Below are 17,281 nucleotides of genomic sequence, written 5' to 3'. Positions count from 1 at the left end.
TATATATTTTACATATAGCTATGCCTATGACAACATGTTGATCGAATTTTGATCTAATCGGTCTAACTTTTAAAGAGATTTAAAAATGCAGAATATTAACTCCGTGAATCATTCATTCAACAATCAGGCTGAAAATTATAAACACAATTCCCAAATGCAATGGGGATGGGCTAATGAAACGCTAAAGAATTTCTCATTTGAGCCTGAGGATGTTGTCCTTGATATAGGTTGTGGCGATGGCAGAATTACCGCATTGATTGCTGAACAAGCAAGCGAGGTTACTGGCATTGACTATTCAGAGAAAATGATTGCCTACGCTCGTGAGCACTACCCACAGCTTTCTTTTATCCATTGTTCTGCAACAGAAATAAATTATAGAGAAAAGTTCGATAAAGTTGTTTCATTCTCAACCATGCATTGGGTCGCTGATCAACAAAAAGCACTCCAGTTAATTAAAGGGAGTCTAAAGCCAGGAGGACTTTTGTTAATCGTCATGCCGGGTAAAGAAGTTAACAATTTAGGAACAGTTGCAAAAAAAATAGCTAAATCACCGCAATGGAACTCTTATTTTCCTGAGTTCAAACAGGGTGCCTCCTACTTTTCACCTGCTGAATATGCCGTCCTGGTTGAACAAGCGGGGTTACGAGTTATCCAAATTAAAACTGCAAAAACAACGGTTCACTTCAAAACTAAAAAAGAATTGATGGATTCAATCGACCCGGTTTGTAATTTTCTTAATCATTTGGACTCAGAGAAACGTCGCCTATTTATCGAAGAATTAGCAGACAAATGGCTCGAAAATGATCAGTACTGCTCTGAAGAAGTCATAGCTATTCATCATCTCAAAATTGAACTTATCGCTCAACGGACGGATCTATGAATATCGATAAGTTAGTTTATTTCCCCCTAAACCAGAATTATATTCAAGGGGGAAACGAAGAAATTATGCGAGCGTTGACTCATCCCAAAGTTATTTTAAGCAGCATTGATCAAAAAACAAAAGAAGCGGTACTAGAAACCATAACAAATTCACGTAAAATGCAAAAAGAATTAGTCATTAATATTATCTTTGGCGCTTACAAATCACCGCAGGTCCCAAGATCTTTCTTAGCGAATTGGGCAGAGGTCTTCAATGTCCGATTTATGCTGCAGACGCTTGCAAGGATTGCACACCTCTATCCTTATCCGATTGTGCTTGAATATTATTTACAAGACAGTTATCTAGCTCAAATTAACCATATCCCTACAGTAGAAATTGAACACTATATTAGGTCATTCTTGGAAATAGTCGCTTTTTATAACCATTGGCTCCTAAAATCAGACCTTAATATTCGCATTGATGCCAAACGGGAGTCCGAGCTTGTCGATAGAAAAAAATTTGCTGCCCGTATTCAACAAAACTATGAGGAAATCAGCCTAGCCTGGCAGCGTGAACAGGGGCAATTAACTAAGCTTCAAGCCTTAGAAAGAGCAAGCCGAAATTTACGTCTTAACAATCCCTCTCATGAAACCCTTATCCACTCTGCCGCCTTACATACAGCCTATATTCAAACCTCTATTGAACTGGATACTAGGCAAGCAAAAAACAAAATTCTACTTGTTCACCGCAAGATTCGGCCTAGTGGAGAATTAACAATCCCCTTTCGCAGTTGCTCATCTTCTGCTGTTCAATTTTGGATTGGTGAGGGTTGTGTTCTAGCTAATCAACACAAGGTATATCCAACTATCTTAAGCCCTAGTCGTATTGCAGCTTATCGGCATGTTGATACCATAGCGAACAATCAATATCGTTTTAACAATGAGAATTTAAAAACGATTAATCTGATGTGCAATGTCTAATGATAAACCAATAGGTGAAATAATATAAAAAAGAGTTAATAGAACAAAGTTTTGCTGCAAATCCGAATAAAATGCTGTATAATACGTGACAATTTTTTATCCATTTGAATTTTAGAAGAGAGCTATGGCTGATTTAAACCTGTACAGAAACATTGGTATCTTTGCTCACGTTGATGCCGGAAAAACCACCACTACCGAACGTATTCTTAAGCTGACGGGTAGAATTCATAAGATGGGTGAAGTTCACGAAGGTGAATCAACAACCGATTTTATGGAACAAGAAGCGGAGCGCGGTATTACTATCCAGTCAGCAGCAGTCAGTTGTTTCTGGAAAGGTACTCGTTTCAACGTCATCGATACCCCAGGACACGTTGACTTCACAGTAGAAGTATATCGTTCACTGAAAGTACTTGATGGCGGCATCGGGGTATTCTGTGGTTCTGGCGGTGTTGAGCCCCAGTCAGAAACCAACTGGCGCTATGCGAACAATTCAAAAGTATCTCGTTTGATTTTCGTCAACAAACTCGACCGTGTCGGCGCTAACTTTTTGAAAGTCACTGAGCAAATTAAAAAAGTATTGGGTGCAAATCCTTTAATTATGACTTTGCCTATCGGTTTTGAAGATAGTTTCGTAGGGGTGGTTGATTTATTAACCCGTAAAGCCTATGTTTGGGACGAAACTGGCCAGCCAGAAAATTACACCATTACCGACGTACCCGCTGATATGGTTGATGATGTTGAAACCTATCGCGCACAATTAATTGAAACGGCATTGGAAATGGATGATGATTTGCTGATGTCTTATTTGGATGGCGAAGAGCCTTCAATCGAAGACATTAAGCGTTGCATCCGTAAAGGTACCCTTGAGTTAGCCTTCTTCCCCACTTATTGCGGTTCGGCTTTTAAGAATAAAGGGATGCAGCTATTATTGGATGCAGTAGTTGACTATTTACCGGCTCCCCATGAAGTAAATCCACAGCCTTTGACTAATGCTGAAGGTGAACCAAATGGCCAATTCGCTATTGTTTCTCCTGATGAACCATTCCGCGCCTTGGCATTTAAAATCATGGATGACCGTTTTGGTGCGCTTACCTTCATACGTATCTATTCAGGAAGATTAAATAAAGGGGATACAATCCTTAACTCCTTTACTGGTAAAACTGAACGTGTCGGCCGTATGGTTGAAATGCAAGCCAATGAGCGTAATGAATTACAATCTGCTGAGGCAGGCGACATTATCGCTATCGTAGGCATGAAAAACGTGCGTACTGGCCACACACTTTGCGATCCTGAGCACGAGTGTACACTTGAAGCGATGGTTTTCCCGGAGCCAGTGATTTCTATTGCAGTTGCGCCAAAAGATAAAGGCTCTACCGAAAAAATGGGTATTGCTATTGGTAAAATGGTTGCAGAAGATCCAACCTTTAGGGTAGAAACTGATGAAGATTCAGGTGAAACCATTCTTCGTGGTATGGGTGAATTACATCTTGATATTAAAGTGGATATTCTAAAACGTACTTACGATGTTGAATTAATAGTAGGCCAACCACAGGTTGCTTATCGTGAAACCATTACCAAATCGATTCAAGACAGCTATACCCACAAAAAACAATCAGGGGGTGCTGGTCAATACGGTAAGATTGATTACACAATAGAACCAGGTGAGCCAAACTCTGGCTTTACTTTCATGACCTCTGTGGTGGGTGGAAATGTTCCTAAAGAATTCTTTCCAGCAATCGAGAAAGGTTTTCGTTCAATGATGGAAACAGGTACTTTAGCTGGTTTCCCTGTATTGGATGTCGTGATTAACCTCACTGATGGTGCTTACCATGCCGTTGATTCCTCAGCAATTGCGTTTGAAATTGCTGCAAAAGGTGCTTTTCGTCAATCTATGCCAAAAGCTGGCCCACAATTGCTTGAGCCGATTATGAAGGTTGACGTCTATAGTACCGAAGAAGACGTAGGTAATGTGATTGGGGATTTGAACCGTCGTCGCGGCATGATTTCAGGTCAGGAACCCAGTGCAGCAGGTGTTCGCATTAAGGCTGATGTCCCTCTTTCAGAAATGTTTGGTTACATCTCTACTTTGCGTACCCTTACCTCTGGTCGTGGTCAATTCTCAATGGAATTTTCTCACTACGCTCCCTGCCCAACCAGTGTAGCTGAAGCAGTAATTGCCAAAGAAAAAGAGAAGAAAGCCGCAGCCGCAGCTGCTAAGTAAGTGCTTAGTCCTTTTAAAAAGCTCTGTCAGTTTGTTCTGATGGAGCTTTAAAAGCGCAACACACATCTAATTAATAATCAAAAAACCGCTTCCTTACTCTTCCTTTTTTTGTTCCAATTTGTGACCATCGAGATGATGTTCATCACGTTCTTTCTCTTGTTGCTCTGCCAACTTTTCTTTTTTTGTTCTTCCAAATTTAATGCGGTTTTCAGACGCTTTTTTTTCTTTTTCTAAACGAATTTTAGCCTTTCTTTTTTTATTAAGATTAATGATCTTTACCATAAAAATCTCTTTTATATCAGGTTGGTTATACTATAGCGCATAAAACAGGGGTGAATCATTAAGTACGTTTGACAAACCGTTGTTTCTGAGCTTTTTTCGCAATGACGTTTGGTTTCTTTTTTTGCGGAAAAGTTTTTCTAGTTAGAGTAGGCGCTGCACTGCTAGGGAGATTGTGATTGGGTTCAAAATCTTCAATTTCAGTTCTCTCAAGTTTACGCTTAATCAACCGCTCTATTGCATATAATTGCTCTATTTCATCGGCGCTTACTAAAGAAATTGCCTGTCCTGAAGCGCCAGCTCGACCTGTTCGGCCAATGCGGTGTACATAGTCTTCAGCGACTTGCGGAAGATCAAAATTGATAACACAAGGTAGTTGGTCAATATCAATACCCCGGGCAGCAATATCGGTCGCAACTAAAACATGTAACTCGCCAGATTTAAATTCAGCTAGCGCCTTGGTACGCTGTGACTGTGATTTATTGCCATGAATAGCTGCGGCATGAATCTGGTCTTGAGCTAATTGTTTTACTAGTTTGTTTGCTCCATGTTTGGTTCGAGAAAACACTAGTGTTTGTCCCAATTTATTTTTATGGATTAAATGGCTTAGCAAAGCCGATTTACGGCTTTTATCTACTGGATGAACGATCTGTTTTATCGCAGCCGCAGTTGTATTGCGGGGAGCTACGTCAATGACAACTGGTTGTGTTAATATTCCTTTAACAAGAGAGCGAATTTCCTCAGAAAAAGTAGCCGAAAACATGAGATTTTGTCGCTTTGCAGGCAATAACTTAATAATGCGCTTTATGTCGTGAATAAAACCCATATCTAACATGCGATCTGCTTCATCTAATACTAGGGTATCTACTTCATCCAATTGGATAGCTCGTTGCTGCTGTAAATCCAATAATCGTCCAGGTGTTGCTACTAATAGCTCTACACCACCACGTAATTTCATCATTTGTGGGTTGATTTTTACGCCGCCAAAAACAACAGCAGAACGCAGAGACAAATGGCGTCCATATTGGACAATACTTTCATGAACTTGAGCAGCTAGTTCGCGGGTTGGAGTAACTATTAGAACCTTAGTTCGGTTATTTTTAGCACGAGGTTTATCTGTTAATTTTTGTAAAATAGGCAAGACAAAACTAGCCGTTTTACCTGTTCCAGTTTGAGCTGAAGCCAGTACGTCCTTAGCGCTTAAGATGGCAGGGATCGCCTGAGTTTGAATGGGTGAGGGTTGAAGATAGCCTAATTCGCTAATGGCACGAAGTAGGGGTTCTATCAGACCCAATGATGCGAAACTCATGTTGTTTTTCCTTATAAATGTTTAGCAGATTGCCATCAGTGCTTTTCATTCTATGCTTTGTGCGAGATGGCGATTAAGGGAGTTACAAAAAGATTATAGGTAATCATATTACTGTTTAATTTTTAATCAATTATATCATGAATTTAAACTGTTAGGAAATTTAATTGCATTTCATCTTAAAGATGCATAGTTAGCCATAATATATGAGGCTTTTCTGAGCTTAATCCGCTGATAATCTACTCGTGTATCTAAGAATAAAACCTTGATTGCGCTTGGTGCCCCTCAAAAGATTGTTCCGTATCTAGACAATATTAATAATACCTTAAGATAGAAATGATATCTTTAAATATAATTCTTTTGTGGTTGAAATATTATGGCAGATGATCGAGGTCGTTTGAGACCATCAGACCTAAATAGATGCTTGGTAGATGCTCTTTATGAAGAGGTTGAGGTTCGTCTCTATTATCCGAAACCAATTTTTGAAGGTTTTAACTCTGTTTTAGGCGACAAAGATAGAATACTTAATGAAGGTAAGCAAGCTTGGAAAAAGGCTTCAAGAGACTCTGAATGGGCACAAGAATGGCAAGCAATACTTGACTGTTTTGCTAACGAAAGACCTTATACTTTAGATCAACTAGATTTGATTGAGTCCAGGATTAAACAAGGTAATCAAAAAAAATTTTATACAAACTTGCAAAAACAAAAACTGAATGAGGATGATAAAGAGGATCTAGAGATTCTTCAAGAAGACATAAAATCAGCTAGCTTGGGTATTAAGAAATTTTCTAGCCTATTCGATCAAGTAGCTATTATTGCCAATAGTAGTTATCAATTGATAGAAAATCGTTTGATTATTATTCATGCCACGGTTGATACTACTAAGGAGATAACCCCAGAAATATCTGCAGACTTAATAATTGATGAGTTGAAAAGACAAGGAGTGGTTTTAGATGAAGTTGAGATAACCCATCTCATTCCTGAAGTTGGCAAAGGCCGATTGGATGGCCTTTTTGGTGTCAATCACATTAGGCTTAGAATTGCTCAAGGGGATCCCATTGATATGCCCGGAAGTCAATTGATCGATCCTAGAGATCTCTATCAAGGTACCTTTGATACGGTTAATTGTGGGCGTTACGTCGCAACAATGATCGGCCAGGCTGTTGGCCTGTATAAAGAAAATCGGCAGATAACTGTTGAAGCATTGAGAGCTAGCCCGATAGTAAAAAATGCAGCGAAATTTACTTCCGCCGAGGCATTGCAGGCAGCAACCAAATTTGCTTCGGAGTACCCTGTTGATGTCGAATTACAGCAAAACGAAGTAGAAAGAATAATTGAACAGATTAGACAATTAAACTATACCTATCAGCAAAGAGTTACACTGGGCGCCGAATATAATCACTTTTGGGGTTCTTTCTTTGGTGCCTATTCTGCCACCCAAAAACAGAATATTAGTCAAAAGATTCTAGATGGGGCTGATTTAAATGCCGCAGACCAAAAAATTGCTGAGCAAGGAGATTTAGGTAATTTATATCGACAATTGGAAGAAGCACGTAAAAAAGATAATAGTCCTAGTGATGAGGAATCATTAAAATCTAACTTTGGTTGATGGCAAACAAATCTGGATGGAAAAATTTATAAACTAATTTCATTTGACAGACACTTCTAAAAAACGGCAATTGTCAAATCAAGTTTGAACTACTACACCTTATAGTTTTACCCTGAAGTATAAACTATCGTTCGTTTTTGCAAGGGAGTCGTCAATCTTAAGCAAGGCGGCTTGTTTTAAGAATAAAATTGTTAAGGAAATTACAGTGTCATAATTCATTTCCTTAACTGGCAGAAGTAGGGTCGTACTACGGTTATCTCTGGGGATGATAGGTTACAGTCTCGCAGAATGGCAGGGTGTAGAATCATCTTGGTAATAGATAATTCCGCGACCGTCGTCACCAGCATGCCCTATTCGATAAGCTAGCAATGACGTGTCAGTCGAAAATGCCTTATTAAAATCTTCACATTCATTTAAACAATCATAAAATGCTACAAAATCATCAAGTTTGCTATCTCTGTGTAACTTATAATAAGGATACAAATTCGTTACTATTAAGGTAGTTCCTACCACTGCAGCCAATAGTCCTATAGTTATTAATCCAACAGGGTTCATTGCTACTGCTGTGCCAACTGTTAGGGCAAGTATTCCTGCGAGTATTAAAGTGAGGCTAGCTCCCATTATACCTGAAATAAAGGCTGCGGGAATAAATGCTTCTCTTAATAGTTTTGCCTTAAAAAAATGATAATCTATTTCAAGTCTTAGCAACGATAACTTAAATTTTTTAAAATTCTCTGTAGAAGGATCTTGTATAAAATTTGTTGCATGAGATAAAACATCTGCATAAAAATCATCATTTCGTCCGGAAAGTGCCTCGGGAATGCTTTTTAATCTGAAAATATTTTCTACAAATTTTGCTCCTTTTTGAGAGATTTCCTTTGCCCTATCATCAGGTTGAAAAAAAACTGGGCTAGATTTGCTTTGAACATATCGCTTCATTACAACTTTAAAACGAAGTTTCTCTATAACCAATCTCGAATACATACTTATTACCAACTAAGTATAAAATTGACAATTGTATTATATTTCAATCAACATAACCATATTGAAAGTAAATAGACCCCGGGGTGAGTAGGGGCTCTATTTGTTGGTAACTGTTTTAAGAACTGTGATCGGGGGGATTCTTCATTGCTTAATTAGCTGGGACAAAGAGCTCTAGATTCCAGCGTTAAAAAATTTATTCTTTTATTTTAAATTGAATAATTTCTGGTTATAATGAAAAATTATTAATTTAACTTGAAAAAAAATGGCCAATAACAGACTTTTTAATTTTATAGAACAGCAATATCACGCTGGTAAATACAACGAGACATTAGAAAAAATTCAATTAATTGCCAACAAAGAAAAAAGTTACTTTTTAATTGAATTACCCGTTGAAGAACAAGTTTTAAAATCTACTGACGGGGTTTTTACGCTAAGCAGTCATCATATCAGTATTCATAAGAAAATGAATAATTCCACCGCCGTCCTTTCTGAATACCATTATACAGGATTTCTAGAGAGAGCTGGGGTGAAGTATCGATTGCATGTCTATTTTGATACCAGTGATAGAATGTGGGAGCCGCAATTTTCTATTGAATCTAAGGATACGGAAACAGGTTGGGCAAATTTTCCTATGCCTGAATTAAACCAACAATTCAAACAGCTGGCCAGAACACATGCCTTCCCTTTTATCAAACAAGTAAAGGAAGAGCTCAAAGAGCGAGTCGATCAATTGCGAGCTGAACATGCGCAAAGAGATAAACTGGCAAGCGATTTATCTGCTCAATCCTTAGTCAGTGAAGAGTATAAAGAGGCCCTAGCTGCGATAGAAGAAACTTTAGTGCTCCTTCTTCCCTTGGATAAACAAAAGCGCATCAATGAACTTAGACTTATTTCAAAAATGAAATCAGTCATCGAAGAACGGTTAACTAAGAAAGTAGCAGCACAAGCAGAATCTCCTCCCTTGCCAGAAGAGACTAAAACGGAGACTGATGCAGATGAAGAGATTCCCGTTACTGTTGCCCCTGTTAGAAAGCGAAGAGCACGAGTAAAATGTTCCCGAGAAGAGAAAAGATTTAATCAAAAAATTGATGACTTTAAAATCCAAGCCGATTTTTTAATCAGTCTAAAGCTAGACATCGAGGTGGAAGATTTATTAAAACTTTATGGCTCAATCCAGGCTCATATTGTCCGTCTCGAAGATAAGACGGAGGGGCAAGGAAAAAGGCCCAAATTAAAAAATATCAGCATAGCTAAGTTAGCACAACTAAGAGCAATCGAACAAAATGTAAGAAATTGTGGGGAAGCCCTCTTGCATCAATTACTTTTGCAAAAACGATTTGAAGAAGCGGAAAAACTTAAACCTTTTCATTTTAGTTTTTCTAAGGAAAAGCTACTTAACGATCCAAGCTATGAAAAAGATACCCAATTATTGCAATTTTTAATGACCCATTGCGGCTTAGCTTTAAATCATCCTATCACTATTGCAGGCCAAAATTATGATTCCTTATTTGTGTATCTTATCCCTGCTCAATCTGAATCAATCGATTCCATTGAAGCAGCAATCGAGTCTTTGTTCTCCTTGACTATCGGCCGTGTATTTAACAGTGATTTCTCTGAATGGGGAGAACGAACAGCAGAAGTTCGTGAGGCAGTGCAAACTGCTCCTTCTGAATTGAAAGACTGTTTTAATATTGGATCAGATATAGGCTACAAGTTTATTTTATCCCAATACCCCCCTGGTTTGCTTGAAGAATGGGCAGCGAGCAAACCTAGCGATTTTAAAAATAGAGAAGGTTATGAGGCCGCACAAAAACTTGTTGCTGCTGCTAAACGGTTAGGCATGCTGGAAACTTCTGACTCATCCAATTCCAATAGAAATCGTCAACCTCAAAGACCAACGCGAGGGCAAGGCACTAATCCCTATGGATTCCATAATTCTCATCAGCCTAAACCTGGTGAATCATTCGATAAAGCTGATCAGGCCTGTTTATTGATGTGAATTAAAGATGGACTATTCTTCGGACAAGCTCAGATCCCCATGCACAGGGGGATCTGAGCTGTTACAAACGGTCGGTTTTGAGCTAATCACAATTGTCGGAAAAAGAATGGCAAGAAGGGGTTTCGGCCGGCAAATTCCCATTTTAGCCGTTCTTGTCATTTTCAGAAGCATGTTTAATACTCAGAGGTTCTGTTTAATATGAATAAAATTAATTTCTTAAGAACATTGGCTTTATATTGAAAGTTTCTTCAAGCAGTATTTGAATCTTTAATGCAGCCCTATCGAGAACAAGTCGGAAAATTACAAAGAAAGCCTGCAAATAGATCGTCGCGAGACAGAAATGTTCAGGGTGAAATAGAAATGGCCAAGAAGATGATCTTTCAAAACACAGAATCTTTAAATTCTGACAGAAAAAATGGCAGAGTATAAAAAATAGTATAGGCATTTATAAAGACCAATTGCAAAGTCTAAATAAAGATTTGGACGTTGATAATACAAGTAGGCCTAGGGTGTAAGTCGCAACTGTTTTCGGACAACATTTCAGGATTTAATTAAAACTTATCACACACAAAATAGCCGTTATGAAAAAAATAACTCTTTTTATTTCAATTCAAACTTGCTTTTATCATCATTTGAAGTTTTTTTGTTCTAATTTAGTGCAACTACCTTAACAGTGCCAACTATTTCATTGAAAAAGGGAACTAATGTTGTCCGAAAACAGTTGCGACGTACACACCAGGCCGAACAGAAGCAGAAACCCATAAAAGCAAAAATTGGAAAAGTTACTCAAGAAGGGGTAGTGACTGGATAACTGCGATAACCGGCAACTTTACACAAGTAGCTCTTTCATAATATTACTCCAAAGCAAAAACTGGCTCTAGTGGCCTAATCCTCTACTTTTAGCTTCAGTTATAAATGGGGGGATTGCCCCTGTACATTAACAATTTCTATTAAGAGATTAGGAATAGCAATCATCTGGTACTTAATATTTTGCTCCAAAGCGGTTAGACTAGTGACCTTTTATATATTTGTTGGATGAATGGGTTGAATGATATCTTACCCCAACATATTGCCATAGTAATGGATGGTAATGGTCGTTGGGCACAAAGCCGAGGTCTATTGCGCGTTGAAGGTCATCGTGCTGGTGTTGAATCGGTCAAATCAGTAATTCGTTGTTGTTTGCAAAGCCAAATACCGGTTCTCAGTTTATTTGCTTTTAGTAGTGAAAACTGGTCAAGGCCTGAAAATGAAGTTGAGTTTCTTATGCAACTTTTTATAGAAGCCTTAGGCCATGAGGTACAAGAATTACATCAACATGGTGTGCGTTTGTGTTTTACAGGTGATCGAGCTGCTTTATCATCAGCCCTTCGTGAACAAATGTCCGCTGCCGAAAAATTGACCGAAGTTAATAACCGATTGACTTTGAACATTGTTGTGAACTATGGGGGCAAATGGGATTTAGTACAAGCGACAAAAAACCTTGCACAAAAAGTAAAGGCCGGTGAGCTGACTATTGATGAGATTGATGAAGCGCTTTTTGCACAGTCCCTAAGTACTTCGGGTTTAACAGACCCCGATTTATTCATCCGCACGAGCGGGGAACAGCGAATTTCTAATTTTTTTCTATGGCAATTGGCCTATACTGAGCTGTATTTTTCTAACGTACATTGGCCTGATTTCGATGTTAATGAATTTCAAAAAGCCTTAGCTAGTTTTAGTCGAAGAGAAAGACGCTATGGAAAAACCTCGCAGCAACTAAAAGAGGTTGACCATGTTTAAACAAAGGTTATTAACCAGCTTAGTGCTTGTACCGCTTGTTTTATTCATCATTTATTATGCAAAAAGCTGGATTTTTATTGATTTGGTTCTGCTATTGCTCGTTGCTTGTGGTTTAGAGTGGTTAGTTTTAATTCCTATTAAGCAGCCATGGTTGAAAATTGTCTTTGTTATTTTTTTATTGGCTCTTACCTGGTTAAGTCATCTAGGTTTTTATTATTGGTTATTCGCTGGGCTATTCGGTTGGGTAGCGATTTTAATTGCTGTACTCAATTTTCCTAAATCTCAACGTATTTGGGGGCATACATGGATTGTATTTTTTGCCGGACTCCTTCTGCTTCCTTTATTTGCACAAAGCATGTTGAGGCTCTATCATGGCTACGAAGGTAAAAACTTAGTGGTTTATTTACTGTGTCTAATTTGGGCTGCTGATATCGGTGCGTATTTAGCGGGTAAGCAATGGGGAAAGCATAAATTAATTCCCCTAGTGAGCCCAGGTAAAACAATAGAGGGTTTGCTGGGTGGTTTTTTACTCTCGATGTTAATTGCATTGGCTGGTTATTTTTATTTTCAGCCTAAAGGAATAGTCAATTGGTTTTTAATCGCAGTAGTTACTACATTAATTTCCATATTAGGGGATTTATTTATTTCTATGTTGAAAAGGCGGACTAATATTAAAGATACTGGGCATATATTGCCAGGGCATGGTGGAATACTCGATCGTTTAGATAGTTTGATTGCCGCCTTACCTTTATTTTACTGTGGGTTGGTTTTTTTAAACACGGGAATATAACTATGGTTGCAACCCTGCTTTATTTTTTCCTGGCATTATTACTCTTAATCACAGTACATGAGTACGGTCATTTTTTGGTTGCTCGTCTCTGTGGCGTTAAGGTTTTACGTTTTTCTTTTGGTTTTGGAAAAGTTTTAGCACGTTGGCAGGGTAAGCAGGGGACAGAGTATGTATGGTCCCTACTTCCCTTAGGCGGCTACGTGAAAATGTTAGACGAGGGTGAAGGAGAAGTTCCGGCTGCAGAACGCCATCTGGCATTTAATAATAAATCGGTTTGGGCGCGAATTGCCATTATTGTGGCCGGCCCCTTATTTAATTTTATTTTTGCCTTTGTCGCTTTATGGCTTGTACTCGTCATTGGTATTAAATCCCTAGCACCCATGATCGATGGAGTAAATGCGAATAGTATTGCTGCCAAAGCGGGTTTAGAGCCCAAGCAAGAAATTGTGGCGCTGGATGACAGGAAAATAAATAGTTGGCGTGATTTTCAGTTTGCCTTGATGCCTCTGCTTGGTAGTGATATAACGGTTTCGCTGACGGTAAAATCCTTAGGCAATGGTCAAAAGAAAACCCTATCCTTACCTCTTGCTAATTGGGAGTTGGATCCTAAAAAACCTGATCCTTTAAAAAGCTTAGGTATAAAACCCTTTATTCCGAACATTCCACCTATCATTGGCGAAATAGTAAAAGAATCACCTGCTAATGCTGCTGGGTTACAAGCAGGCGATGTGATTAAAGAAATAAATAATAAACCTATAGATGACTGGTTGGATTTGGTAGAGTATGTCAGGCAGCATCCTGATGAGCAATTAGCACTCGTGATTAGCAGAAAGGGTGAAAATCAAGTTGTTAATTTACAGATCGGCGCGAAGCTTAATGGTAGCAAAAAAGAGGGTTTTTTAGGTCTTCGTTCAGAAAAAGTGGATTGGCCTGCTCAATGGTTACGTACGGAGCGTCAGGGACCACTGCAAGCTGTTAGAACGGCTTTTACCCAAACTGTTGAACTTACGGGCGCTACTTTTTCGTTAATTGGACGTTTTGTAACCGGTAAATTAGCTTTACAGAGTATCAGTGGCCCGGTGGGTATTGCTCAAGGTGCTGGTGAATCAGCTCGCAGCGGATTAACCTACTATCTGTCATTTTTAGCGTTGGTTAGCATTAGTTTAGGTGTCTTAAATATATTGCCTATTCCTATGCTGGATGGTGGGCATTTGTTGTACTGTATTATTGAAGTGATTCGAGGTAGGCCGCTTTCGGATAATATAAAATCGGTAGGTATTTATTTAGGATTGATGGTGTTAATGGGATTAATGCTATTGGCGTTAAGCAATGATATATCACGCTTAACTAATTGATAATTTTTGATAAACTGAACTAAGTTGAAGTATACAAGCCAGGTAAGGTCTTATTCAATTTCTTGACAGGGTCGGTCAGTTCCTATAAAAGGTTGCAAAAATTATTTCTCGCTGGATTCCTGGGATGATTTCCTTTGACTCCAGAAATAAGATTATCTGTGCTGGACGTAATATAAGAATGAAAAAAGTCAGTAGAAAAATTTTATTGGGTATTTGTTGTTCAACGATGTTAACTTGGTCAATACAAGTTAGTGCAGCAAATGAATTTATAGTACGTGATATCAAAATAACCGGGTTACAGCGAGTTAGCACAGGTACCGTATTAAACTATTTGCCTGTCCAAGTGGGTGAAGAAGTAGGACCTGCTTCTACAGCGCAAATTATTCGAGCTTTGTACGATACCGGTTTTTTCCAATCCGTTGAACTCGAAAGACAGGGAAATACACTAATTGTTAATGTGGTTGAGCGGGCAACCATCGGTTCAGTGACCGTCGCAGGGAATAAAGAAATTCCCAGCGAAAAAATGAAAGAGTTACTAAAGCAACTTGGTTTAGTGAAGGGGCGTGTCTTTCAGCGCTCATCGCTCGAGCGCTTAGAAAAAGAGTTAAAACAAGCCTATAATGCGCGTGGAAAATATAATGCCCGTATTGAAACCAGTGTAAAAAATCTCACTGAAAACCGTGTTGCAATCAATGCGGCAATCTCTGAAGGCCGTGTTTCGCGCATCAAAGAAATTAAGTTCATTGGCAACCACGACTTTTCAAGTAATGAATTGATGCCGCAGATGTCTTTATCGACTTCAAGCATCTTTACCTACCTTACTAAAAGAGATCAGTATACTAAAGCCGCGATGGATGCATCCTTAGAATCCTTACGCTCGTTTTATCTCGATCGCGGTTATTTGAAATTTAAAATAGTTTCCTCCCAGGTTTTATTATCTCCTGATAAGAAAGATGTTTTTATTAATATTCATATAGAAGAAGGTCCGCAATATCGTTTTTCGGGTTATTCAGTCATTGGCAAAACTATTTTACCAAAAGAGAAAATTGATTCGCTGGTTCAAGTCAAACAAGGTGAAGTATTTTCAAGAAAGAAAGTGACTGAATCAATTTCTGCAATGGGTTTAGCGCTAGGGGACATTGGATATGGCTTTCCTGCAATTAATGCTGAGCCGCGCATTGACGAAAAAAATAAAACCGTCTTTATTACTTTCATTGTAGAACCTGGACGTCATGTCTATGTAAGACGCATTAATTTCCATGGTAATACCAAAACAGCGGATTATGTATTACGAAATGTTATTCGTCAGAATGAAGGTTCCTTGTTATCACTTCACAACATTAAAGAGTCTGAAAGACAAATGCGTCTTTTGGGTTATTTAAAGAATGTTAATGTGAAAACAACCCCAGTTCCTGGTGCTAATAACCAGGTTGATTTGGATGTGGAAATCGAAGAAGCGCCTTCTGCAGAAGCGACGGCCTCTTTGGGTTATGGAACAAATGGTCCGCAATTTAATGCTGCCTTTAATCAGCACAATTTTATGGGTACGGGTCGTTCTGTAGGCGTAGGTTTCAACGCAAGCTATTGGGGTAAAGATTATTCCTTCAATTATTACAATCCTTTCTACACCAAAACAGGTGTTGGACGTGGTATTAACCTTTATTATCAAACCATTGATCCTAAGCGACTAAAAGACATCAGCGTGTACTCCGCGGACCGTTTCGGAGCCGATGTCAGCTATAACATTCTTCTTAGCGAATACAGTAGCTTGCAATTGGGCTATGGTTATCAGGATTTACGGATTAAATCGGTTGGTTTCGTAGAACAGATTCGCAATTTCGCGCTTATACATGGTCGTAATTTCCATGAGATCCGTTTAAGTTCAGGTTGGAGCCGTAATACTTATGATCAAATGCCTTATCCAACGCGAGGTTGGAACCAACAAGCGAACGTTTTAGTTGCCTTACCGACATCAGCTAGGTCTTTGTCCTATTACAAAGCATCCTATATGACTCGCTTCTATCAGCCTCTGTTAAAAGGATTTATTTTCACTGCCTTAGGTAATGTGGGTTATGGTAATACCTTTAACCGAGATGGTTTGCCTTTCTTCGAAAACTATTATGCAGGGGGTATTGCTTATCCAGGGCAGGTGCGTGGTTATGACAGCTACTCTTTGGGGCCTAAAGATAACAACTTTAATGCCTTAGGAGGAAACTTCTTACTGAATGCGAGTGCAGGACTTATTTTGCCTTATCCATTGAGCCGAGATACTATCAGAACGACAATCTTTGCAGATGCGGGTAACGTTTATGCGAGTCGCATGCCAACTTTCTTAACAGGTATTGATTCTGGACCTTTGCGCTATTCGGCTGGTCTGTCTGTTGAATGGCGTTCGCCTTTTGGACCTTTGGCATTCAGCGTAGCTAAGCCCTTAAATAAACAACCTTTTGATGATGAGCAGATATTCCAATTTACTTTGTCATCAGGGTTTTAAAATGAAATAAGAGAAAGCTTGGGTTATTCGATAAAGAAAATTTACGATAGAACTTTTCACAATTATCGCAACCGTGGATGATCTGTGATAGCATCAGGATCTTTTAATTAGGAGAGCAATAAAAATGAAGCGTGTGAGTGGGATTTTAATCTCGTTGATGTTGAGCTTAGTTGGTTTTAATGCGTTTGCAGAAGCAAAAATTGGCGTGGTCGATTTGCAGAAGATTATGCAAACTTCTAGCCAGATGAAAACAATTCAGCAAAAACTAGAAAAAGATTTTAAACCCCGTCGTGACAAACTAGTCGCCATGGAAGAGGGTTTAAAACAAGACATGGAAAAATTTAAGCGTGATGGCTCAATAATGAGCGATTCACAGAAAAAGGATCTGGAGAAAAAGATTCTTGCTACACAGCAAACTTTTGAAAGAGAAGGTCAACAATATCAACAAGAATTAAGCACAGCTCACAACGAAGCAATGGAAGAGCTATATAGCAAAATTCGTAAAGCGATTGCTAAAGTTGCTGACACTGATAAATATGACATCGTTCTACAAAAGGATGCAGCTCCCTTTAGTTCTGAGAAGCTAGATATTACTGAAAACGTGATCAAGCAAATTAGCTAATCAG

13 protein-coding genes are annotated in these 17,281 nt (G+C 38.8%); 10 read left to right on the top strand and 3 right to left on the bottom strand.

Features of this window, described 5'->3' with window-relative positions; translation table 11 throughout:
- Window positions 1-85: 85 nt before the first annotated feature.
- From Lnau_RS01920 to fusA, 3 genes are all read left to right on the top strand, one after another.
- Window positions 86-880 carry a class I SAM-dependent methyltransferase gene (locus Lnau_RS01920; protein WP_058503462.1) on the top strand — a complete coding sequence of 265 codons (795 nt, stop codon included), beginning with the start codon at window positions 86-88 and terminating at the stop codon, window positions 878-880.
- Entirely contained in the window at window positions 877-1,839 is a 963-nt protein-coding gene (locus Lnau_RS01915; RefSeq protein WP_058503461.1) for a hypothetical protein, read from the top strand. The genes Lnau_RS01920 and Lnau_RS01915 overlap by 4 nt, the downstream gene beginning before the upstream one ends.
- A 124-nt stretch (window positions 1,840-1,963) precedes the next feature.
- On the top strand, window positions 1,964-4,060 hold the full coding sequence (gene fusA, locus Lnau_RS01910; RefSeq protein ID WP_058503460.1) for an elongation factor G: 2,097 nt from the start codon (window positions 1,964-1,966) through the stop codon (window positions 4,058-4,060).
- A gap of 93 nt (window positions 4,061-4,153) precedes the next feature.
- Here the strand turns inward: fusA and Lnau_RS01905 are convergent, their stop codons facing one another.
- Both Lnau_RS01905 and Lnau_RS01900 read right to left on the bottom strand, forming a co-directional pair.
- Complete coding sequence (locus Lnau_RS01905) at window positions 4,154-4,342, bottom strand: DUF4169 family protein (protein ID WP_058503459.1); 189 nt, start codon at window positions 4,340-4,342, stop codon at window positions 4,154-4,156.
- 58 nt (window positions 4,343-4,400) lie between these two features.
- Complete coding sequence (locus Lnau_RS01900; protein WP_058503458.1) at window positions 4,401-5,648, bottom strand: DEAD/DEAH box helicase; 1,248 nt, start codon at window positions 5,646-5,648, stop codon at window positions 4,401-4,403.
- A gap of 373 nt (window positions 5,649-6,021) precedes the next feature.
- On the opposite strand from Lnau_RS01900, the gene Lnau_RS01895 reads away from it, so the two are divergent.
- Window positions 6,022-7,254, top strand: coding sequence for a hypothetical protein (locus Lnau_RS01895; protein WP_058503457.1), 1,233 nt, complete (start codon window positions 6,022-6,024; stop codon window positions 7,252-7,254).
- A 273-nt stretch (window positions 7,255-7,527) separates the two neighbouring features.
- On the opposite strand, the gene Lnau_RS01890 is transcribed toward Lnau_RS01895, so the two are convergent.
- Window positions 7,528-8,238 (bottom strand): hypothetical protein, encoded by a 711-nt coding sequence (locus Lnau_RS01890; protein ID WP_058503456.1) that lies wholly within the window; start codon window positions 8,236-8,238, stop codon window positions 7,528-7,530.
- Window positions 8,239-8,500: 262 nt separating this feature from the next.
- Between Lnau_RS01890 and Lnau_RS01885 the strand changes: the two genes are divergently transcribed.
- The 6 genes from Lnau_RS01885 (at window position 8,501) to Lnau_RS01860 (ending at window position 17,277) form a co-directional block, all read left to right on the top strand.
- Entirely contained in the window at window positions 8,501-10,237 is a 1,737-nt protein-coding gene (locus Lnau_RS01885) for a hypothetical protein (protein ID WP_058503455.1), read from the top strand.
- A gap of 1,044 nt (window positions 10,238-11,281) precedes the next feature.
- Window positions 11,282-12,016: a polyprenyl diphosphate synthase gene (uppS, locus tag Lnau_RS01880; protein ID WP_133134875.1), complete on the top strand. Its 735-nt coding sequence runs from the start codon at window positions 11,282-11,284 to the stop codon at window positions 12,014-12,016.
- Window positions 12,009-12,806 (top strand): phosphatidate cytidylyltransferase, encoded by a 798-nt coding sequence (locus Lnau_RS01875; RefSeq protein ID WP_058503453.1) that lies wholly within the window; start codon window positions 12,009-12,011, stop codon window positions 12,804-12,806. Before uppS ends, Lnau_RS01875 begins: the two co-directional genes overlap by 8 nt.
- Window positions 12,807-12,808: 2 nt before the next feature.
- Window positions 12,809-14,161: an RIP metalloprotease RseP gene (gene rseP, locus Lnau_RS01870; RefSeq protein ID WP_058503452.1), complete on the top strand. Its 1,353-nt coding sequence runs from the start codon at window positions 12,809-12,811 to the stop codon at window positions 14,159-14,161.
- A 178-nt stretch (window positions 14,162-14,339) separates the two neighbouring features.
- Complete coding sequence (gene bamA / locus Lnau_RS01865; protein ID WP_058503519.1) at window positions 14,340-16,655, top strand: outer membrane protein assembly factor BamA; 2,316 nt, start codon at window positions 14,340-14,342, stop codon at window positions 16,653-16,655.
- Window positions 16,656-16,779: 124 nt separating this feature from the next.
- The gene (locus Lnau_RS01860; RefSeq protein WP_058503451.1) at window positions 16,780-17,277 is read left to right on the top strand and encodes an OmpH/Skp family outer membrane protein; all 498 of its coding nucleotides are present in this window, start codon (window positions 16,780-16,782) and stop codon (window positions 17,275-17,277) included.
- Window positions 17,278-17,281 lie beyond the last annotated feature (4 nt).

This window comes from Legionella nautarum, assembly GCF_001467895.1.
Lineage (GTDB): Bacteria > Pseudomonadota > Gammaproteobacteria > Legionellales > Legionellaceae > Tatlockia > Tatlockia nautarum.
Note: the sequence above shows the minus strand (reverse complement) of the source record. Positions and strands in the feature narration are given on the sequence as shown.

Coding starts and splice junctions, on each gene's coding strand:
- rseP (WP_058503452.1), top strand. CDS start 12,809: ATGGTTGCAACCCTGCTTTATTTTTTCCTGGCATTATTACTCTTAATC.
- Lnau_RS01885 (WP_058503455.1), top strand. CDS start 8,501: ATGGCCAATAACAGACTTTTTAATTTTATAGAACAGCAATATCACGCT.
- Lnau_RS01860 (WP_058503451.1), top strand. CDS start 16,780: ATGAAGCGTGTGAGTGGGATTTTAATCTCGTTGATGTTGAGCTTAGTT.
- Lnau_RS01900 (WP_058503458.1), bottom strand. CDS start 5,648: ATGAGTTTCGCATCATTGGGTCTGATAGAACCCCTACTTCGTGCCATT.
- bamA (WP_058503519.1), top strand. CDS start 14,340: ATGAAAAAAGTCAGTAGAAAAATTTTATTGGGTATTTGTTGTTCAACG.
- Lnau_RS01895 (WP_058503457.1), top strand. CDS start 6,022: ATGGCAGATGATCGAGGTCGTTTGAGACCATCAGACCTAAATAGATGC.
- Lnau_RS01905 (WP_058503459.1), bottom strand. CDS start 4,342: ATGGTAAAGATCATTAATCTTAATAAAAAAAGAAAGGCTAAAATTCGT.
- Lnau_RS01920 (WP_058503462.1), top strand. CDS start 86: ATGCAGAATATTAACTCCGTGAATCATTCATTCAACAATCAGGCTGAA.
- Lnau_RS01890 (WP_058503456.1), bottom strand. CDS start 8,238: ATGTATTCGAGATTGGTTATAGAGAAACTTCGTTTTAAAGTTGTAATG.
- Lnau_RS01915 (WP_058503461.1), top strand. CDS start 877: ATGAATATCGATAAGTTAGTTTATTTCCCCCTAAACCAGAATTATATT.
- fusA (WP_058503460.1), top strand. CDS start 1,964: ATGGCTGATTTAAACCTGTACAGAAACATTGGTATCTTTGCTCACGTT.
- Lnau_RS01875 (WP_058503453.1), top strand. CDS start 12,009: ATGTTTAAACAAAGGTTATTAACCAGCTTAGTGCTTGTACCGCTTGTT.